General features: G+C 69.7%; 17 protein-coding genes. 9 read left to right on the top strand and 8 right to left on the bottom strand.

Annotation, left to right across the window (positions count from 1 at the left end):
* Nucleotides 1–83: 83 nt before the first annotated feature.
* Both AABA78_RS13620 and AABA78_RS13615 read right to left on the bottom strand, forming a co-directional pair.
* Nucleotides 84–764: a MotA/TolQ/ExbB proton channel family protein gene (locus AABA78_RS13620; protein ID WP_338263426.1), complete on the bottom strand. Its 681-nt coding sequence runs from the start codon at nucleotides 762–764 to the stop codon at nucleotides 84–86.
* A 158-nt stretch (nucleotides 765–922) separates the two neighbouring features.
* Nucleotides 923–1,108 carry a hypothetical protein gene (locus AABA78_RS13615; RefSeq protein ID WP_338263425.1) on the bottom strand — a complete coding sequence of 62 codons (186 nt, stop codon included), beginning with the start codon at nucleotides 1,106–1,108 and terminating at the stop codon, nucleotides 923–925.
* 603 nt (nucleotides 1,109–1,711) lie between these two features.
* Between AABA78_RS13615 and AABA78_RS13610 the strand changes: the two genes are divergently transcribed.
* The 5 genes from AABA78_RS13610 to AABA78_RS13590 all read left to right on the top strand — a co-directional run bounded on the left by AABA78_RS13610 (nucleotide 1,712) and on the right by AABA78_RS13590 (nucleotide 6,233).
* Nucleotides 1,712–3,214 carry a multicopper oxidase family protein gene (locus tag AABA78_RS13610; protein ID WP_338263424.1) on the top strand — a complete coding sequence of 501 codons (1,503 nt, stop codon included), beginning with the start codon at nucleotides 1,712–1,714 and terminating at the stop codon, nucleotides 3,212–3,214.
* A gap of 171 nt (nucleotides 3,215–3,385) precedes the next feature.
* Nucleotides 3,386–4,267 (top strand): DMT family transporter, encoded by an 882-nt coding sequence (locus tag AABA78_RS13605; RefSeq protein WP_338263423.1) that lies wholly within the window; start codon nucleotides 3,386–3,388, stop codon nucleotides 4,265–4,267.
* Between the two features lie 109 nt (nucleotides 4,268–4,376).
* Nucleotides 4,377–4,637 carry a hypothetical protein gene (locus tag AABA78_RS13600; protein ID WP_338263421.1) on the top strand — a complete coding sequence of 87 codons (261 nt, stop codon included), beginning with the start codon at nucleotides 4,377–4,379 and terminating at the stop codon, nucleotides 4,635–4,637.
* Between the two features lie 55 nt (nucleotides 4,638–4,692).
* The gene (locus AABA78_RS13595) at nucleotides 4,693–5,094 is read left to right on the top strand and encodes an MBL fold metallo-hydrolase (RefSeq protein ID WP_338263420.1); all 402 of its coding nucleotides are present in this window, start codon (nucleotides 4,693–4,695) and stop codon (nucleotides 5,092–5,094) included.
* A 17-nt stretch (nucleotides 5,095–5,111) separates the two neighbouring features.
* On the top strand, nucleotides 5,112–6,233 hold the full coding sequence (locus AABA78_RS13590; protein WP_338263418.1) for an acyl-CoA dehydrogenase family protein: 1,122 nt from the start codon (nucleotides 5,112–5,114) through the stop codon (nucleotides 6,231–6,233).
* A gap of 9 nt (nucleotides 6,234–6,242) precedes the next feature.
* Here AABA78_RS13590 and AABA78_RS13585 read toward each other — a convergent pair whose 3' ends face one another.
* Nucleotides 6,243–7,655 carry a hypothetical protein gene (locus AABA78_RS13585; RefSeq protein ID WP_338263417.1) on the bottom strand — a complete coding sequence of 471 codons (1,413 nt, stop codon included), beginning with the start codon at nucleotides 7,653–7,655 and terminating at the stop codon, nucleotides 6,243–6,245.
* A 214-nt stretch (nucleotides 7,656–7,869) separates the two neighbouring features.
* Here AABA78_RS13585 and AABA78_RS13580 point away from each other — a divergent pair, with 214 nt between their 5' ends.
* On the top strand, nucleotides 7,870–8,568 hold the full coding sequence (locus AABA78_RS13580; RefSeq protein WP_338263416.1) for a DUF1361 domain-containing protein: 699 nt from the start codon (nucleotides 7,870–7,872) through the stop codon (nucleotides 8,566–8,568).
* Between the two features lie 42 nt (nucleotides 8,569–8,610).
* Nucleotides 8,611–9,078, top strand: a complete 468-nt coding sequence (gene rnhA, locus AABA78_RS13575; protein ID WP_338263415.1) for a ribonuclease HI — start codon at nucleotides 8,611–8,613, stop codon at nucleotides 9,076–9,078.
* Between the two features lie 39 nt (nucleotides 9,079–9,117).
* On the opposite strand, the gene AABA78_RS13570 is transcribed toward rnhA, so the two are convergent.
* The 3 genes from AABA78_RS13570 to AABA78_RS13560 all read right to left on the bottom strand — a co-directional run bounded on the left by AABA78_RS13570 (nucleotide 9,118) and on the right by AABA78_RS13560 (nucleotide 12,032).
* The gene (locus tag AABA78_RS13570; RefSeq protein ID WP_338263414.1) at nucleotides 9,118–9,843 is read right to left on the bottom strand and encodes a polysaccharide lyase family 20 protein; all 726 of its coding nucleotides are present in this window, start codon (nucleotides 9,841–9,843) and stop codon (nucleotides 9,118–9,120) included.
* Between the two features lie 185 nt (nucleotides 9,844–10,028).
* Entirely contained in the window at nucleotides 10,029–11,537 is a 1,509-nt protein-coding gene (locus AABA78_RS13565; RefSeq protein ID WP_338263412.1) for an acetyl-CoA acetyltransferase, read from the bottom strand.
* An 87-nt stretch (nucleotides 11,538–11,624) separates the two neighbouring features.
* The gene (locus AABA78_RS13560; protein WP_338263410.1) at nucleotides 11,625–12,032 is read right to left on the bottom strand and encodes a hypothetical protein; all 408 of its coding nucleotides are present in this window, start codon (nucleotides 12,030–12,032) and stop codon (nucleotides 11,625–11,627) included.
* A gap of 241 nt (nucleotides 12,033–12,273) precedes the next feature.
* Between AABA78_RS13560 and AABA78_RS13555 the strand changes: the two genes are divergently transcribed.
* Nucleotides 12,274–12,867, top strand: a complete 594-nt coding sequence (locus tag AABA78_RS13555) for a DUF2239 family protein (RefSeq protein WP_338263409.1) — start codon at nucleotides 12,274–12,276, stop codon at nucleotides 12,865–12,867.
* Nucleotides 12,864–13,886 carry an NADP-dependent oxidoreductase gene (locus AABA78_RS13550; RefSeq protein ID WP_338263408.1) on the top strand — a complete coding sequence of 341 codons (1,023 nt, stop codon included), beginning with the start codon at nucleotides 12,864–12,866 and terminating at the stop codon, nucleotides 13,884–13,886. The genes AABA78_RS13555 and AABA78_RS13550 overlap by 4 nt, the downstream gene beginning before the upstream one ends.
* 35 nt (nucleotides 13,887–13,921) lie before the next feature.
* Here the strand turns inward: AABA78_RS13550 and AABA78_RS13545 are convergent, their stop codons facing one another.
* Both AABA78_RS13545 and pdxR read right to left on the bottom strand, forming a co-directional pair.
* The gene (locus AABA78_RS13545) at nucleotides 13,922–14,728 is read right to left on the bottom strand and encodes a DUF4328 domain-containing protein (RefSeq protein ID WP_338263407.1); all 807 of its coding nucleotides are present in this window, start codon (nucleotides 14,726–14,728) and stop codon (nucleotides 13,922–13,924) included.
* 6 nt (nucleotides 14,729–14,734) lie between these two features.
* Nucleotides 14,735–16,177, bottom strand: a complete 1,443-nt coding sequence (gene pdxR, locus AABA78_RS13540; protein WP_338263406.1) for a MocR-like pyridoxine biosynthesis transcription factor PdxR — start codon at nucleotides 16,175–16,177, stop codon at nucleotides 14,735–14,737.
* Between the last annotated feature and the right edge of the window lie 38 nt (nucleotides 16,178–16,215).

Genomic DNA, 16,215 nt, shown 5'->3' with positions numbered 1-16,215 from the left:
TATCCAGTGGTTCAAGAGTGCCCGAAACTCATGGCTTCGGGCACTGGACTTCACGCAAGACATCCCACCGCGGGTCGTGCGGATCACCGCACGGAACCGCGCGTGCGCTTGAGGGCGCGGGAGGTGGCATCGAGGAACTCGTTGCTCGCCTCGGAGAGGTCCACCGCGCGGGCGTCCACCCAGCCCTGCAGGGAGTTGTAGCCCATGACCGCGGGGATGGCGACGAGCAGGCCGAAGGCCGTGGTGACGAGCGCCTCGGAGATGCCCGTCGAGATGGTCCCGATGCCGCCCGAGTTCGCGGCGCCCATCTCCTGGAACGCGGTGACGATGCCGATGGTGGTGCCGAGCAGGCCCACGAAGGGGGCAGTGGAGCCCACGGTGGCGAGGTGGCCCAGGCCGCGCTTGAGGCTCTGGACCTCCCGCTGCGCCTGTCGCTCCAGGCTGCGCGCCACGGACTCCATGGCCTCCTCACGACTGTCGGTGGCGGAGATGCGGTAGGCCGTCAGCCCCGCGCGGATGGTCCTCCCCAGGTAGCCCACGTCCTTCTCCGTCTTCACCTCGGCGGCGGCGTCGAAGTCGCCACTGGCGAGCAGGGAGTCCAGCTGCGCGGCGTACCTGCGCGAGTGGCGGCGGGACGCGCGGAAGACGATCGTGCGCTCGGCGAGGATGAGGAGGGACACCATCGACATCACGCCCATGAGGATGACGATGAGCTGTGCGACCGGACCCATGTGGGTCCACAGATCCGCGAGTGTGAAGTTCATGGCGGGAACGAGACGCGCCTCCGTGCGCGTGGGCCACGGCGTGGCCCCATGAGGGAACGGCGGGCAACGGGAACGGTGTCCAAGGTACGCAGGCGCATGGACACGAAGGTGGGCACGCATCCATGCGTTGGTCATCGTTCTGTCATTGCGTCGTCCCCCTACCCTCCTTGCGCGCCGGGCGAGGACGGCTGGCCCTGCCGTGGGGTGCCGCTTCCGCTCATGCAGCGCTGCATTCCCTCCGCCATGCGCTGGACCTCCTCGACCTGGCCGGGGTTCTTCGCGGTGAGCCGCAGGATGGCCCCTGTCGGCGTCTGCTCCACCTTCACGTCAGCCTTGCCGTGCATGGGGCAGCTCATTCCTGCTCCTCCCATGCCATGGCCCATCATGCCGCTCCCCATCATCCCGCAGGGACAACCGGATTGCGGCTGCGCGGGCGCGTTTGTCTGTCGCTCCGAGGTCGGTGTCTGACTTGTCCCCTGGGCTCCAGCGAGCGGGCCCAAGAGCAGTCCCGTGGTGATGATCAGGCTGTATCCAAGCTTCCTCATGGCATTTCCTCCCAGGCTTGAGCTTCCCAAGCCAAAGCTGATGCCGGCGCTGGAGGATGGCCTGACCGAGCCAGACCGGGACGGCGGTGGAGGCGGTGGCTTGCCGCCTACATCCCTGACGTCGGAGGCGGTGTTGTCCACGCCAAGCCGCTCGGGCGCGACGCTTCGATGCAAAGCCGTGAGGTTGTGAACCTCATGGACCGCGGGACATCGACATGGGTCGTCATCCTGGCTGCCATCACGGCGTGGCCACGAGGTTCCCATGCGTCGAACGCCCGTCGTGCTGGCGAGCATCCCTTCCTTCGCTGACTGTGTCTCTCCGCTGAAGAGGCCACCCGCCATTCGCAGCCCCTACTTCGGCCGCCTCGTGGCCGACCGCTACCCACGGCACGGAGAGGCCCCATGAGCATCCACACGACCGAGACCGCGCACGCACCGGTCCGCGAGGAGGACGTCCCCAGAACTTCGGAGCGCGAGGGCTCCCCTGGAAGCCTTCCCGAGGCGGGAGGAACGGGAACCCTGACCCGGCGAAGCATGCTGGCGACAGCGGGCGCGACGCTCACGGGAGGTGCGCTGCTGCTGAGCGGATCCGCGGCTCGCGCCCAGTCGGAGTTCCCGGCGGCTCGCGGGCCTCGCGAGGGCTCCGCCGCGGGCACCGGCCCGCGACAAGCGAGGCAGGACGGGCTGCGCCCCGGGATGCCCCACCGGGACTATCAGCCCGTGGTGGTGCCCAATGGCTCCAAGCTGCCGTGGAAGGTGGTGGACGGCGTGAAGGTCTTCCACCTGGTCGCCGAGGAGGTGGAGCACGAGTTCGCGCCCGGGCTGAAGGCCTTCTGCTGGGGTTACAACGGCCGGGTCCATGGCCCGACCATCGAGGCGGTGGAGGGAGACAGGGTGCGCATCTACGTCACCAACCGGCTGCCCGCGCCCACCACCGTGCACTGGCACGGCATCCTGCTGCCCAACGGCATGGACGGCGTGGGAGGCCTCAATCAGAAGTCCATCGCCCCTGGTGAGACGTTCAGCTACGAGTTCACCCTGCGCCAGTCAGGGACGAACATGTACCACTCGCACCATGACGAGATGACGCAGATCGGCCTCGGACTGACGGGCATGTTCGTCATCCACCCGCGCCGGCCCGTGGGGCCCCGCGTCGACCGGGACTTCGTCATCCTGCTGCATGAATGGCGCATCGACGTCGGCACCCGTCGGCCCAATCCAAACGAGATGACGGACTTCAACGTGCTCACCATGAACGCGAAGGCATTCCCGGGCACGGAGCCGCTCGTCGTACGCCAGGGTGAGCGGGTGCGCATCCGGCTGGGCAACCTGAGCCCGCAGAACCACCACCCCATCCACCTGCATGGCTTTCACTTCCGCATCACCGAGACTGACGGCGGACGTGTCCCCGAGTCCGCGCAGAAGCCGGAGGCGACGGTGATCGTCCCCGTGGGCAGCGCACGCGCCATCGAGTTCGTGGCGGACGCGCCCGGCGACTGGGCCCTGCATTGCCATATGACCCACCACGTGATGAACCAGATGGGCCACGCCTTCCCCAACATGATTGGCGTGAAACCGGATGGGCTGGACGCGAAGGTGCGCGCGCTGCTGCCCGGCTACATGACGATGGGCCAGACGGGCATGGCGGAGATGGGCGGGATGGGGATGCCGATCCCACCCAACTCCATCCCCATGGTGGGACGCCAGGGCAAGCACGATGACATCACCATGGGAGGCATGTTCACCGTGCTCAAGGTTCGCGAGCGCCTGGACGGCTACAAGGACCCGGGCTGGTACGACAACCCGCCCGGCACGCTGGCCGAGGCGGCGAGCACGGAGGGGCTGCGCCGGGACGGCATCGACGTGGACGCCCCGGCACCGGTCGAGCCCGGCTCACCGGCTTGAGGCGAGAACGGGCTTCCGCGCGGCTGGACCGCCTCGCTTGGGACACGGACCGGGTCCAACGGGTCGACGCTCGATACGCGGGGGTGTGGGAGCTGCCGGTGCTGGGCGCGGTCGCGGCTACCCACCGCAGGGGCGTGACGCGCGTCACGCGGCCCGCTATGTCCCCGTGTTGTGAGCACTCCCCTCCTCACCCTGCTTGCCCTCCTGGGCTTCGCCGCGAACTCGCTGCTGTGCCGCGCGGCCCTCTCGGGTGGCGCGGCGCGCGGCATCGACGCGGGCTCGTTCACGCTGGTGCGGCTTGCGTCAGGAGCGCTGGTGCTCGCGCTGCTGCTGCGGCTCCGGCGGGACGGCCGCGGGGCGACGGGGCACGGGAGCTGGGCGTCGGCGCTCGCGCTCTTCGTGTATGCGGCCGGCTTCAGCTTCGCGTACGTGCGCATCGGGGCGGGCGTGGGCGCCCTGCTGCTCTTCGGCTGCGTGCAGCTCACCATGCTCGCGGCAGGGCTCGCGCGCGGTGAGCGGCCGCGCGCGCTCGAGTGGGCGGGGCTCGCGGTGGCACTCGCCGGGTTCGCAGGGCTCACGCTCCCTGGAGCGAGCGCGCCGGATGCGCTCGGCGCGGGGCTCATGGCCGCGGCGGGCGTCGCGTGGGGCATCTACAGCCTGCGGGGGCGCGCGAGCACGGATCCTCTGGCGGCAACGGCCGGCAACTTCGCGCGCAGCGTGCCGCTGGCCCTGGTGCTCGTGATGCTCGCCCGCGCCCTGGACGTGGCCCCCCATCCGTCATCGAAGGGGCTGCTGCTCGCGGTCACGTCAGGCGCGCTCGCCTCGGGCGTGGGCTACAGCCTCTGGTACGCAGCGCTGCCCCACCTGAGCAGCGCGCGCGCGGCGGTGGTGCAGCTGTGCGTCCCGGTCATCGCGGCGGTGGGCGCGGTGCTGCTGCTCGGAGAGCCCCTCACCCAACGGCTGCTCCTGGGTGGCACCGCGCTGCTCGCGGGCGTGCTGCTGAGCCTGCGTGCGAAGCAGCGTCAGGCCCCGCTCCGCAATCTCAAACGCTGAGACCGCTCCGTGCGGAGCTTTTCAATGACATCGCGCTTTCTATGTAAACCTTGACCAGCACTCTCATGCGCTGTTGCATCCGCACCTCACCAGCGAAAGGGAGGGCCACATGTTGCTTCGTGGGTTCGCGATGTTCGCCGTCGTCTCCATCTTCGGAATGGGCTGTGGTGGCGCTGAAGTGACAGACGGTGCCGAGAGCGGCGTGCAGCCCGGTCAGGACTCCGCCGAGCTCCTCAGCAGCTGTGAGACGCTCCAGACCCGCCGCTGTACTCCGGGAGCGGAGACGGGCTGCCAGTGGGCCAATGGCACCTTTGGCGAGTGCTTCTGCCAGGAGATCCCCGCCAACACGTGGGTCTGCTTGAGCAACTGAAGTTCCCGCGGCAACCGCCTCTTGCCGGCGCTGTGCCGGCGGGAGGCGGGGCTGGTTGGGCGCCAGCAGGGACGAAAGCCACGAAGCGGAGCTGCGCGCCGGGTTCGCGCCGCTCCAGTACGAGCGCCTGCACCTGCTGCGCCCCGGCGTGGTCCTCATCAAGGCCCCGGGCCACACGCCCGGCACCCAGATGGTGTACGTGCGGCTCGTCGACGGGCGCGAGTTCCTGCTCGTCGGCGACGTGGCCTGGCACCAGGACAACATCCAGCTCCCGAGGATGCTCCCGCGGCTCGCCCAGTGGGTGGGCGGCGGGGATGCGCAGGCGATGGCGCACCAGCTGCGGTGGCTGCACGACCTGCAGGGCACCGCGCCCGAGTTGCACCTGGTGTTGGCCCACGACGGCGCGCAGATGCAGGACTCCCAGCGCCGTGAGCTCATCCTGGACGGGCTGCTCTGAGCCATGGGCTTGGGCTAATGTCTGACGCCTCCATGCCCCAGCTCCAACGAACGATGAGCGATGCGGACTGTCTGGCCGAAGCGGAGCGGATCCAACGGCTGCTGGCCGAGCAGGCCGCGCGGCATGACCGGGAGACCTCCCTGCCTGACGAGGGCTTCGAGGCCATGGCCTCATCCCCGCTGAACACCGCGCTACTGGAGGGTGCCTCCTGGCTGACCTTCGGGCGCGTCGTCAGCATCCTGAGCCGGGGCAGCGCCTCCTTCGGGACGCTCTGGCTGATGCATCAGGGCTCGGGGCTCGCCTTCCTGGCACTGCCTGAGCCCGCGCTGGTGGCCTCCTTCAACGACAGGTTCCGCCAGGGAGCCTGGTTCGGCAACGCGCTGTCCGAGCCCACCAGCGGCAACATGTTCCTCATGCCTCACCAGGAGGCCCGCCGCGTCGAGGGCGGCTGGCGCCTGTCCGGGGCCAAGCGCTTCGTGTCGGGCAGCGAGCGGGCGGGCTACCTGCTCACCAATGCCGTGTGTGATGGCCAGCCCGCCTTCTTCCTCATCGACAAGGACGACAGCATCCGGGTGGAGGATGTCTGGGACACCCTGGGGATGCGGGCCACGCGCAGCCAGCTGCTGCACTTCCAGGACACCCTGCTGCCGGAGTCCCGGCGGCTGCGGCTGGATCCCTCCCAGCCCAACCCCATCGCCCTGGGACTGCCGTGGATCTCCATCGGCATCGCCGAAGCGGCGCTGGCCTTCGCCATCTCCTACGCCAGGGAGCGCAAGCTGCCTCCGGAGAACCGGGCGATCGCGCAGATGCAGTGGGTCCAGTTCTCGGTGGCGGAGATGAGCCTCCGGCTGGAGGCGGCGCGGGCGCTGGCCATGCGCGCGGCCATCGCCACGGATCAGCGCGAGCCGGACTTCCCCGTGCTGCAGATGCAGGCCAAGGTCGTGGCCAACGAGGCCGCCGTGGCCATCACCACCGCGGCCATGGAGCTCGCCGGAGGCTCGGGCTACATGCGGAGCCACCCCATCGAGCGCTACCTGCGCGATGCCATGAGCGGCCCGCTGATGGCCTGGTCTCCAGCGGTGGTCCGCGACTTCCTCGGCAAGGCCCTGCTGGGGCTTCAGCCAACGCCCCGGACGTGAGCTGCCCCGCTACGGCTTCATCACGCCGGCGGCCTTCAACCACAGCACCGCGGAGCGGGCCTGGAGGTTGCCCTTGGCCTCCAGGGCCAGCAACTGCTCCCCCAGCTTCGGGGTGTAGCCCTCCCGGAGGGCACGCTGCAGGGCTTCCTGATTGAAGCCCCAGTCCTCCATCGCCTCGGGCAGGAGTTTCACGGCCCGGACGTCCTTCATCCGCACCAGCGCCGCGACGGCCGCGGCCTTCCCCGCCGGACATTGCCTCGCGAGCTCGTACGCCTTGTCCGCCGCCGCCTTCGTCCCGACGTAGCCCAGCAGGGCCACATCCCGCTGATCAATGCCATGGCGGCAGAGGATGAGCTTTTGGATGGCGGCCCGGGCCTCCGGGTTGCCCTGCCGCACCGCGGCCTCCATCTCGGCGTCGTTCCATTCGAGCCTCTTCGCATCGAAGGTCACCTTCCTCGGCACCTCGTGGCCCGCGTTCACCAGGTCCGCGGCCAGCGTGTTGCGCCGCAGCTCCGGGAAGTGCTCCAGGTCTCGCGCGAGGCGCTGTGCCGCGGCCTGCCTCAGCTTCCAGTTCCCCACCATCACCGTGGCGAGCGGCATGAGCAACGCGTCCTCGTAGGTGCCCTTCGCCGCCACCGCGTCATAGGCCGCCACCGCGCAAGCAGGGCTCAACTCCACGCGCTCGCCGTTCTCACGCCGCACGTAGAGTTCCATGGAGTCGTTGGACGCGGACCACCCGCCGGACGCCGCCAGTCCCCTGGCCAGCTCGTCCACCAGCACCGGCTCCAGCTCGCCGGGCTCGACACACCGAAGGGGCGCCCGCACCGCGTCCGCCAGCTCCGCCAGTTCGTCCGCCACGGACTCCAGCCCCTCCGGCACGCCGCCGTCCCGTTTCCCGGCCATGCGCGTGAAGCACTCCGCGAACGCGGTCGCCCACAGCCGCAGCTTCGGATCCGGCTCCAGCCGCATCGCCGCCAGGGCCTCCTCCTGCGTCGAGGGAGCCCGCGCCGAGGCCGCCAACGCCAGCCCCCGGTCGAACGGATCCTCGGAGCGCTGCGCCCGCTGACGGAGCGCCGCGTCCTCCGCCAGCATCCGCCCCAACAGCTCCGCCGCCTGCACGGACAGGGAGGAGCGTTCCGCGCGCACCCCGCCCCGGAAGCGCGCCACGGCGGAGTTGCCACAGGACGTGGCGGGCCCTGAAGCGGACAGGGCCTGCTCCATGCCCCCCACCCGCGCGACCTTCGACAGGACGCCGTAGGCCGTGGCGCCTCCCTTGAACAGGTCGGCCTCCGCGCGGGCCCGGATGGCCGGGACGGTGGGCGGCTCCAGCGAGAAGACCGCCTTCCACATCGCGGCTTCATCCGGGACGGGAGCGGCGCCCGCGAGCACGAGCGTCGCGAGCAGGACAGGTGCGTGGACCATGACTCACCTTGGCAATGGAAACGGGTGGGCCAGTCTCCCCCGGAATCGCTCCGCTCCGCAGCCGGGGGCGCGGGGGTTCGTGGGCTGGCCCACGCATTGCTCTGCGTCAGGCCCGAGGGGCTCCATCGATGGCGCGCCGGCTCCACGCCCCTTCCGGAGCCGTTCCCGCGTGGTCATTCCGCCACGGGGCGCGGCTGCCTCGCCACACGTCCCCATGTCCCGACCTCCTCCCAGCTTCCTGTCCGTCCTGGGCCGCCATGGCCTGCTGCCCGCGACGCTGTGCAGCCTCCTCGCGGTGAACCTGCTGGCGGTCCGGCTCGACTGGAGCGAGCGCGCCAGCTTCGCCTTCCTGGCGTGGAACCTGTTCCTGGCCTGGGCGCCCTACACCCTGGCCCTGCTCGCGCGGGTGCTGATGGTGCGCGGCCTGGATCGGCCGTGGCGCATGGCCCCGCTGGCGCTGGGATGGCTCGCGCTCTTCCCCAACGCGCCCTACCTCGTCACCGACTTCATCCACCTGCGGCAGCGGCCCGTGGTGCCGCTCTGGTTCGACGCGGCCCTCCTGGCCCTGTTCGCCGCCACCGGGTGGATGCTGGGCCTGCTGTCATTGGAGGTCTGGAAGCGGTGGCTGGAGGAGCGCTGGGGGCGGACAGCGGCGTGGGCCTTCGTCGCCAGCACGTCGCTGTTGTGCGGCTATGGCATCTACCTGGGCCGGGTGGAGCGCTGGAACAGCTGGGACGTGCTCGCGCGGCCGGAGCGCCTCATCGTCGCCATGGCCGCCCACGTGCGCGAACCCCTGGCCCACCCCGCCTTGACGCAGGTCACCGTCCTCTTCGCCCTGCTGCTGCCGCTGTCCTACGCCGGCTATGAGGCCCTCCTCGCCCGCCTGCGCCGCCCCGCCTCCGCGGACTCTTGATGCCACCCCGCGGCCCCAGAAGGCCGGTACAGTGCGCGCTCGATGTCGCTCCCTCTCGTCCACATCTACTGCGACGGCGCCTGTTCGCCGAACCCCGGCCTGGGCGGCTGGGGGGCCATTCTCATCGCCCCCGAGCGCAAGGACTACCGCAAGGAGCTCCAGGGCTCGGAGGCGGACTCCACCAACAACCGGATGGAGTTGACCGCGGCGCTCGTCGCGCTGAAGGCCTTGAAGATGCCGTGTCGCGTCCAGGTGTTCACCGACTCGAAGTACGTGTGCAACGCCTTCGAGGCGAAGTGGCTGGACACGTGGCAGGCCAATGGCTGGCGCACGTCGGCCAAGAAGCCCGTGTCCAACGCGGACCTGTGGCGCGAGCTGCTGGACGCCGTCCGCTCACATCAGGTGACCTGGCACTGGGTGCGAGGCCACTCGGATGACGTGGAGAACAACCGCGCGGATGCGCTGGCCGTGGCGGCCCGGCTCGAACTGGCGGCCCGGCTCGAACGGTAGGGACCGATTTCAAGCCCCAGGGGCAGCTGACACGGCGGACTAGGGAGCCGCAGCGACCGCGGGCATCACCTCTTCCGGCGTCGTCGCCATGGTGAAGCCATCATGGTAGATCGAGCCCGTCTGCGGGATGGTCGCATCCCGGTAGTAGCCGAGCTGGAGGTAGCCCCCCGTGTTTGGGAAGCGCGTGGCGATGTTGCGCATCGGCACCACCAGCTGGCCGTTGTAGTACAGCTCGATGAAGCCGACATTCGGGTCGGACGACCACTTCACGTGCATCACGAAGTCGTTCCACTGATCCCGGTGCACCGGCTCCTGCCACAGCACCTCGCCCGAGCTTCCTCCGACGCGCATGTTCATCGTGTCGTTGGTGACGAAGAACTCGAGCGGCGGGGAGCCACAGCAGCCGTCATGGTGCCATTGCGTGAACACCTGCCACCGCGGTGAGCTGGGGAAGTCCTGGGGAAACAGGGTGCTCCACTTGTAGTAGAACTCGGAGCCGTCCGGCTCATAGGTGCCTTGAACCAGCTCGTTGCGATTGCCGCTGGCATTGATGGGTTTGTCTCCCTGCTGGACGGTCACCTTCAGCGCCTTGTTGCCATCCCGTACCAGGTCACCCTGCACCTGCATGCGGTCCGGAGCAACAGCCCAGGCCTGGCTGTACTGAGACAGGTCGCCGGTCTCGAAGTCTCCCTTCCAGACAACGGATGCCTGGGCAACGAAGGGTACCAGGAGCGCCAGGGGTGCGAGTTTCAGGAGTCGAAGCATCTTGGTCCTTTTGTCCGCGGGTTGAAGAGGACAGACAAAGGAGACCCGCCCGTACTTCCCGCCGGCTCGCGCGCGCGTCAGCCGAACGCCCCAGCAGGCGCCCCTCCCGGGTGCACAGCAGGAGCAGCCGTCCGGCGTCCGGCCGCACAGCGGCAACCCAGGAGGACGGGGGCCAAACGACAGCGTCAGGAGGACGCCCGGTGCCAGAGGATGTCCCCGCCGGGACCGGCGACAGCGTGCCCTTCACTGCCGACAGGCTCCTCCTTCCCGTCACACAGGAAGTCGATTCCCGCGGCGTCCCGCGCCGGGACCTTCGCGAGGAAGCGCTCACCGGACGCGCCGCGCCCGACGATGACGCCGAACCTCGGGCTGCCGTCGCGTTCGTACAGCACCGTATACGTCTCGATGTGGCCGGGGCCCGTGAAGTCCTCCACGAACCGAGGGACGGGACCGCGCGCGGCGTCTGCTTCGGCCTGATGTTCGAAGGATTGGGGGAGCGTCCCGGCGGGCGGCGGCTCACGCGTGAGGACGAGGCTGTGATTGTGCGTCGCGAAGCCGCCGTTGCCGAAGAGCAGGCCGTGACGCCCCTGCTCGCGCAGCCGCTGCACCATGCTGACCACCGCGTGGCTCATGTAGTTGGCGATGGGACCTCCGCCAAACGTGAGGCCTCCGAACACGGTGGCAGGCCTCTCCAGCGGCCAGCCCAGCACCCGGCGCGCCATCTTCGGCACGCAGGGGAAGCAGCTGTAGAGCTCCACGAAGTCCAGCGAATCGACAGTCAACCCGTTCAGCTCCAGCGTGCGTCGCAGGGAGACGGCCATGCTCGGCGAGCGCGCGTAGCCATCCCTCGCCAGGAAGTCCTCCGGTTCGTGCGCGGCCACGCCCCGCCCCACGTACACGAGCCGATCCTCCGGCACGCCGTGCGCCAGGGCCTTCGCCAGGCTGGTGACGAAGAACCCCGCTCCCTGGTTGACCGCGCTGTTCGCCACCATCCGCTTGCAATACGGAAACGCGATGGGCCGGTTGGACGGCGAGGGCGTGACAATCTCTTCCACGGACAAGGGCTCGCGGATCCACGCGCCCGGGTTTCCCGCCGCGACCTGTGAGAACCGCGACCAGATTTCGCCGCTCTCCCGCTGCGCCTCCGCCAGCGTCTGGCCATACGCGGCGCGGCCCGCGTTCTCATAGAGGGGATAGACGTCGACCGGCGAGTTGAGGCCGTAGCGCCGCCGGTAGGCCGCGTGCGCCTGGACGCCGATGGTGCTCGCGGCGTTGTGCGCGGAGGGGGCGTCCCCGGCCGCCATGGCCGCGCGCCGGGCCGCCGTGCGCAGGGCCTCGCCGCCCACGACCGCCGCGACCTCCGCCTCACCCGAGGCGATCCGGTTGGCGGCTTCGTGGAGCAGCCGCACCGGGCTGTCTCCGTTGGCCTCCGCCGTCTGCTCGTGGAAACGCGGCCGGGCCCCCAGCCGCTCCGCCAGCGCAAGCGGCAACGGCCCCATCTGCCGGAAGGAGAGCTGGTCCACCACCGCCAGCGAATCCAGCCGGGAGAGCCAGCCGCCGCCCGCGTCCGTGTCCGCTGCCCGGAGCGCGGCCTCCATCAGCCCCAGCGAGTCCAGGCCCCGCAGTGGATCCTCCGGGCGGTCGTTGATCTGCCCCACGCCCACGATGACGGGAATCCTGTTCGCGTCCTTCATGCCTCGGCTCCGGGTCCGTTCCGCACCGCCCGGCTCCCCTTTCAAGCAGGGCGCGAAGAAACAGACTGCCGTGGTCCGGGGTAGGGGCTAGGTCTTGTACCAGGAGGACGACGTGCCATTGAAGTACTCCGTCATCCACAAGCCGTCCGTGGACACGGTGATGCTGACCGGGACCCAGACGACGGAGGTGCCATCGCAGATGCCACACTCTCCCGTATATTCATTGGTGCTCGTCTTGACGAGATCACGGAAGCTCTTTGAGCCGACGGACCAGCAAGGATAGCCCGAGGCGACGGACGTCATATAGCCATCGCCGCTGACGTAGATGGTTTGCACCCAACTACCGTTCTGCCAGCTTCCAATGAGCGAATCTCCGGCGGTAAGCACCGCCTGCTCGGCGCTCCCGACAGCAGGGCTTTCAGGCATGGCTTCGGGCCCGCCGCACGCCATGACGAAGAGAGACGAAAGGGCAACAACGGCGCTCAGGAATTTCATATGTGACCCCCCAAAAGACAGCAAAGCGTTCGAACTGCAACCATAGACATATGACATTGCCTGCCACCCCACCAAGTGATTCCTTTCAAAATCCTCACAAAGCCACGAGGTTCCCCGCAGGACACAATAGTGAAGAACCACTGAACAACAATCCGACAAGGTCTGAAGGTTCTTTGCCCCAGGGGACATTTATCACCCGGGTATAATTGACACCTATTTATGTCCGGGTAATATGCCCGTCATGCCCTCCCCTTCCGTCACCTGGACCGCCTTCGCCGGCCAGCGCCTGATCGCCTCCGGAACGCCCGCGGAGGTCGTCACTGCCGCCAAGGGCGCGCTCGACGCGGGTGAATCCGAGTCCCTGCTCCTGTTCGACGACGCCACGGGCCGGACGGTGGACTTCCACCTGCGCGGCACGATGGAGGAGGTGCTTGCCCGCCTCCAGCCCGCGCCGGATCCCGCCGCCGAGTCCTCCGAGCCCCGAGGCCCAGGCCGCCCGAAGCTGGGCGTGGTGGCCCGTGAGGTGACGCTGCTCCCACGCCACTGGGAGTGGCTGTCCGAGCAACCCGGCGGCGCGTCCGTGGCCCTGCGCAAGCTGGTGGAGGCCGCTCGCGCGAACAGCGGAGAAGCCGACCGCGTCCGCCGTGCCCAGGCCGCCACGGACCGCTTCATGACCACGATGGCCGGCAACGCGCCGGGCTACGAGGAAGCCGCCCGCGCGCTCTACGCGGGCGACCGCACCCGCTTCAACAAATGGACCCGGAGCTGGCCGGACGACATCCGCGAATGCGCTCGGCGGCTGGCGGCCCCGGCGTTCTCCAAGGAAACGCCATGAACCACCAGTGGGTGCTGACGTCCCGTCCCCACGACGAAGTCTCCGACGCCTGCTTCGAATGGCGTCAGGCGCCGGTGCCGACCCCGGGCCCTGGCGAAGCGCTGGTGCGCGTCGTCTGGCTCTCCATCGAACCCACCCAACGCACCTGGCTCAATCCCCACACGACCTACATCCCGCCCGTCGAGCCTGGCGAGGTCATGCGTGGCGTCGGTGTTGGACAGGTCATCACGTCCCGCTCCGAACGGCTGGCCGTGGGGGACTGGGTGACGGGCATGACGGGCTGGCAGGAGTACGCGCTGGCCGGTGACGCGGGCCTCTTCGGCTTCAACAAGGTGCCGGACGGCATCGACCCCAAGGCCATGCTGAATCTCTACGGCGCCAGCGGGCTGACCGCCTGGATTGGGATGACCGACGTGGGCCACGCGGCCCCTGGTGAAACCGTCCTGGTCTCCGGCGCGGCGGGCAGCGTGGGCTCCATCGCGGGACAGGTGGCGCGGCTCCGGGGCTGCCGTGTCATCGGCATCGCGGGCGGTCCTCTGAAGGCCGACTGGGTGACCCGCGTCGCCCGGTTCGACGCGTGCATCGACTACAAGTCCGAGGACGTCCGGACGCGCCTCCTGACGCTGGCTCCGAAGGGCGTGGAGGTCTTCTTCGACAACGTGGGTGGGCCAGTCCTGGAGGCTGCGTTGGATCACCTCGCCGTGCGCGCCCGCGTGGTCCTCTGCGGCGCCGTCTCCTCCGGCTACAAGGACCACGACTACGGCACCACGCCGCGCAATTACATGCAGCTGGCCTTCAAGCGGGCGCGCATGGAGGGCTTCATCTTCCTGGACCACGTGCCGCGCTTCCCAGAGGCCTTCCGCGAGCTGTCCACCTGGGCCGCCCGGGGAGAGCTCGTCCACGCAGAGACCATCGCGGAAGGACTGGAGCAGGCACCGTCCGCCCTGCGGGGTCTCTTCGAGGGCCGGAACCTGGGCAAGCAACTGGTCCGCGTCGCGGCGCCCCCGTCACCGCGATAGCGAGCCACGCGACGCGTCTGACCAGGTAGCCCCCTTCACGCCGCCGCGGCCTCTTCCTCGGAGACCGGGGCGTCCGGCTCGGCCCGCCCCTCGCGGCGCAGGTCGAGCCGCGCCTGGACCGCGTTGATGATCTGCACGCAGAGGAGCGCCATGGCAATGGAGCAGACCGAGGACAGGAGGCTCACGACTTCGATGGTGGTGCTGTCGACCGTTACAGGCTTGCCAGACAGCAGCTTCCCCTCCACCCGCTCCAGGATCCGTCCAACGATGAGCGCCGCCCACCACAGCTGAAGTGGGAGTGATGCGACGAAGGGCATTCCCCCCAGCCGCTCCGCGATGTCCCTCATCAGGTGGTACGGCTTCCACCAGTTGATGACGGGAATCAGCCACATCCAGACCGCACGGGCAGGGCTCATCCCGATGTCCGCGCCCAGGGCCTTGAGCTGCCGGACCACGCGGTGGACCCACATCAGGAGGCAGACCCGCGCGGTGGTGGCGACGATGAACACCAGGAGCAACACGCCGCTCGCGGCCACCTCCTGGGACTCCCCCTTGAGCTCGGGGTACAGCAGGAGGTTGAAGAGCAGGCCCAGCAGCGACGCGCCGCCGGAGACGTACTGCGTGACCGTGGCCCGGTGCGCCCGCGCTCGAGAATCCGGCACCTCCAGCGCGGAGAGCCGCGTGCACTCGCGGCATCGGCCTTCGTCCCCCTCGCACGCTGCGCAGGCATACCTTCCACAGCGCTCGCAGGTGCGCACCGCCTCCCGCTCAGGGTGCTGCGGGCACATGGGCTGCGACGCGACGTCCCCCTCGGCGGCGTTGAGCATGAGAGGGATTAGCATCTGCCTTCAATCCTTAGTCAATCCCACCGCCTGGAGGAGGCTGGCCCCCAGCCGCCGGAGCCCCTCCGGGACACGCGCGGCCGGAATGCCGCCATACCCCAACACCAGCCCCGCCCGCGCTCGCGGCCCCGCGAAGTAGCGCGACAGGGTGATGAGCCCGACCCCCGCTGCCCGGGCCCGCGCCACCGTCTCCCGCTCCAGGGCCAGGCCGCCCCGCCGGAAGGTGGCGCTCAGGTGCAGGCCCGCCACGGAGGGCACCACCTGGAGCCAGTCGCCGCAATGGCGTGACAGCCCTTCCGCGACGCGCTCGTGCCGCGCCTCGTACTCGCGCCGCATCTTGCGGATGTGCCGCGCCAGCAGCCCGCTGTCGATGAACCGCGCGAGCGCGGCCTGCTCCGGCACCGGGCTGTGCCAATCCATCACGCGCCGAGCCCACCGCAGCTCCCGCTGGAGCGACGGCGGCGCGACGAGGAAGCCCATCCGCAGCATGGGGACCATCACCTTCGAGAACGACCCCACGTAGAGCACCCGTCCGGAGCGGTCCAGCCCATGCAACGTCTCCAGCGGCCGGCCGCCGAAGCGGAACTCGCTGTCGTAGTCGTCTTCAATCACCACCGCGTCCCGCCGCTTCGCCCACTCCAGCAGCGCCACCCTGCGCGCGGGCGACATGGGCATGCCCAGCGGGAACTGGTGCGACGGCGTGACATAGACGAGCCGGGCGGCATCCGGCAGCGCCGCCACGTCCAACCCCTCCGCATCCACCGGAACGGGCACGACGCGCGCCCCCAGTGACTGGAACACCTGCCGCGCGGGCGGATAGCCCGGCTCCTCCATGGCGACGCAGTCCCCCGGCTCGATGAGCACCCGGCCCACGAGGTCCAACGCCTGCTGCGCGCCATTGGTAATGAGCACGTCCTCCGCGTCCGCGCGCACGCCCCGCGCGAGGCCCACGTGCCGTGCCACCGCCTCCCGCAGCCCCCGGTGTCCCGCCGCGTCGACGTAGCCTCCGGACACCGTGGCCGCCCGAAGCTGGCGCGCCACCAGCCGGCGCCAGGACTCGAAGGGGAAGCTGGAGACATCCGGGCTGCCCACGCCAAAGTCATACGCGGCGGGGGCCAGCGGCACGGGCAGGTCCGGCAGCGCTCGCCAGAAGGCCCGGGCGCGCAGCGGCACCTGCGCCTCCCGCCCTGCCCTGCCTCGCGGCCGGGACGCCTCCCCCTGCACGAAGCTGCCCGCCCGCGTGCGCCCCGCGATGAGCCCCTCTGCGGCGAGCCATTCATACGCCACGCTCACGGTGTTGCGCGCCACGTCCAGGCGCAGCGCCAGCTCGCGGGTGGGCGGCAACCGCTCCCCGCGCCGCAGGCGCCCGTCGAGGATGGCGGCTCGCAGCCCCCGGTAGAGCTGTCCGGCCAGGTCCCGGCGGCCCTGGAGCTCCACATGGAAGTCCATGCCGCATCCTCCCACGGATTGGCCCAATGAAATCCGTC

Origin of the sequence: Corallococcus caeni (genome assembly GCF_036245865.1) — a bacterium.
Lineage (GTDB): Bacteria > Myxococcota > Myxococcia > Myxococcales > Myxococcaceae > Corallococcus > Corallococcus caeni.
Note: the sequence above shows the minus strand (reverse complement) of the source record. Positions and strands in the feature narration are given on the sequence as shown.

Coding starts and splice junctions, on each gene's coding strand:
- AABA78_RS13570 (WP_338263414.1), bottom strand. CDS start 9,843: ATGCTTCGACTCCTGAAACTCGCACCCCTGGCGCTCCTGGTACCCTTC.
- AABA78_RS13610 (WP_338263424.1), top strand. CDS start 1,712: ATGAGCATCCACACGACCGAGACCGCGCACGCACCGGTCCGCGAGGAG.
- AABA78_RS13550 (WP_338263408.1), top strand. CDS start 12,864: ATGAACCACCAGTGGGTGCTGACGTCCCGTCCCCACGACGAAGTCTCC.
- AABA78_RS13565 (WP_338263412.1), bottom strand. CDS start 11,537: ATGAAGGACGCGAACAGGATTCCCGTCATCGTGGGCGTGGGGCAGATC.
- AABA78_RS13615 (WP_338263425.1), bottom strand. CDS start 1,108: ATGCACGGCAAGGCTGACGTGAAGGTGGAGCAGACGCCGACAGGGGCC.
- AABA78_RS13600 (WP_338263421.1), top strand. CDS start 4,377: ATGTTGCTTCGTGGGTTCGCGATGTTCGCCGTCGTCTCCATCTTCGGA.
- AABA78_RS13555 (WP_338263409.1), top strand. CDS start 12,274: ATGCCCTCCCCTTCCGTCACCTGGACCGCCTTCGCCGGCCAGCGCCTG.
- AABA78_RS13545 (WP_338263407.1), bottom strand. CDS start 14,728: ATGCTAATCCCTCTCATGCTCAACGCCGCCGAGGGGGACGTCGCGTCG.
- AABA78_RS13580 (WP_338263416.1), top strand. CDS start 7,870: ATGTCCCGACCTCCTCCCAGCTTCCTGTCCGTCCTGGGCCGCCATGGC.
- AABA78_RS13620 (WP_338263426.1), bottom strand. CDS start 764: ATGAACTTCACACTCGCGGATCTGTGGACCCACATGGGTCCGGTCGCA.
- pdxR (WP_338263406.1), bottom strand. CDS start 16,177: ATGGACTTCCATGTGGAGCTCCAGGGCCGCCGGGACCTGGCCGGACAG.
- rnhA (WP_338263415.1), top strand. CDS start 8,611: ATGTCGCTCCCTCTCGTCCACATCTACTGCGACGGCGCCTGTTCGCCG.
- AABA78_RS13560 (WP_338263410.1), bottom strand. CDS start 12,032: ATGAAATTCCTGAGCGCCGTTGTTGCCCTTTCGTCTCTCTTCGTCATG.
- AABA78_RS13585 (WP_338263417.1), bottom strand. CDS start 7,655: ATGGTCCACGCACCTGTCCTGCTCGCGACGCTCGTGCTCGCGGGCGCC.
- AABA78_RS13590 (WP_338263418.1), top strand. CDS start 5,112: ATGTCTGACGCCTCCATGCCCCAGCTCCAACGAACGATGAGCGATGCG.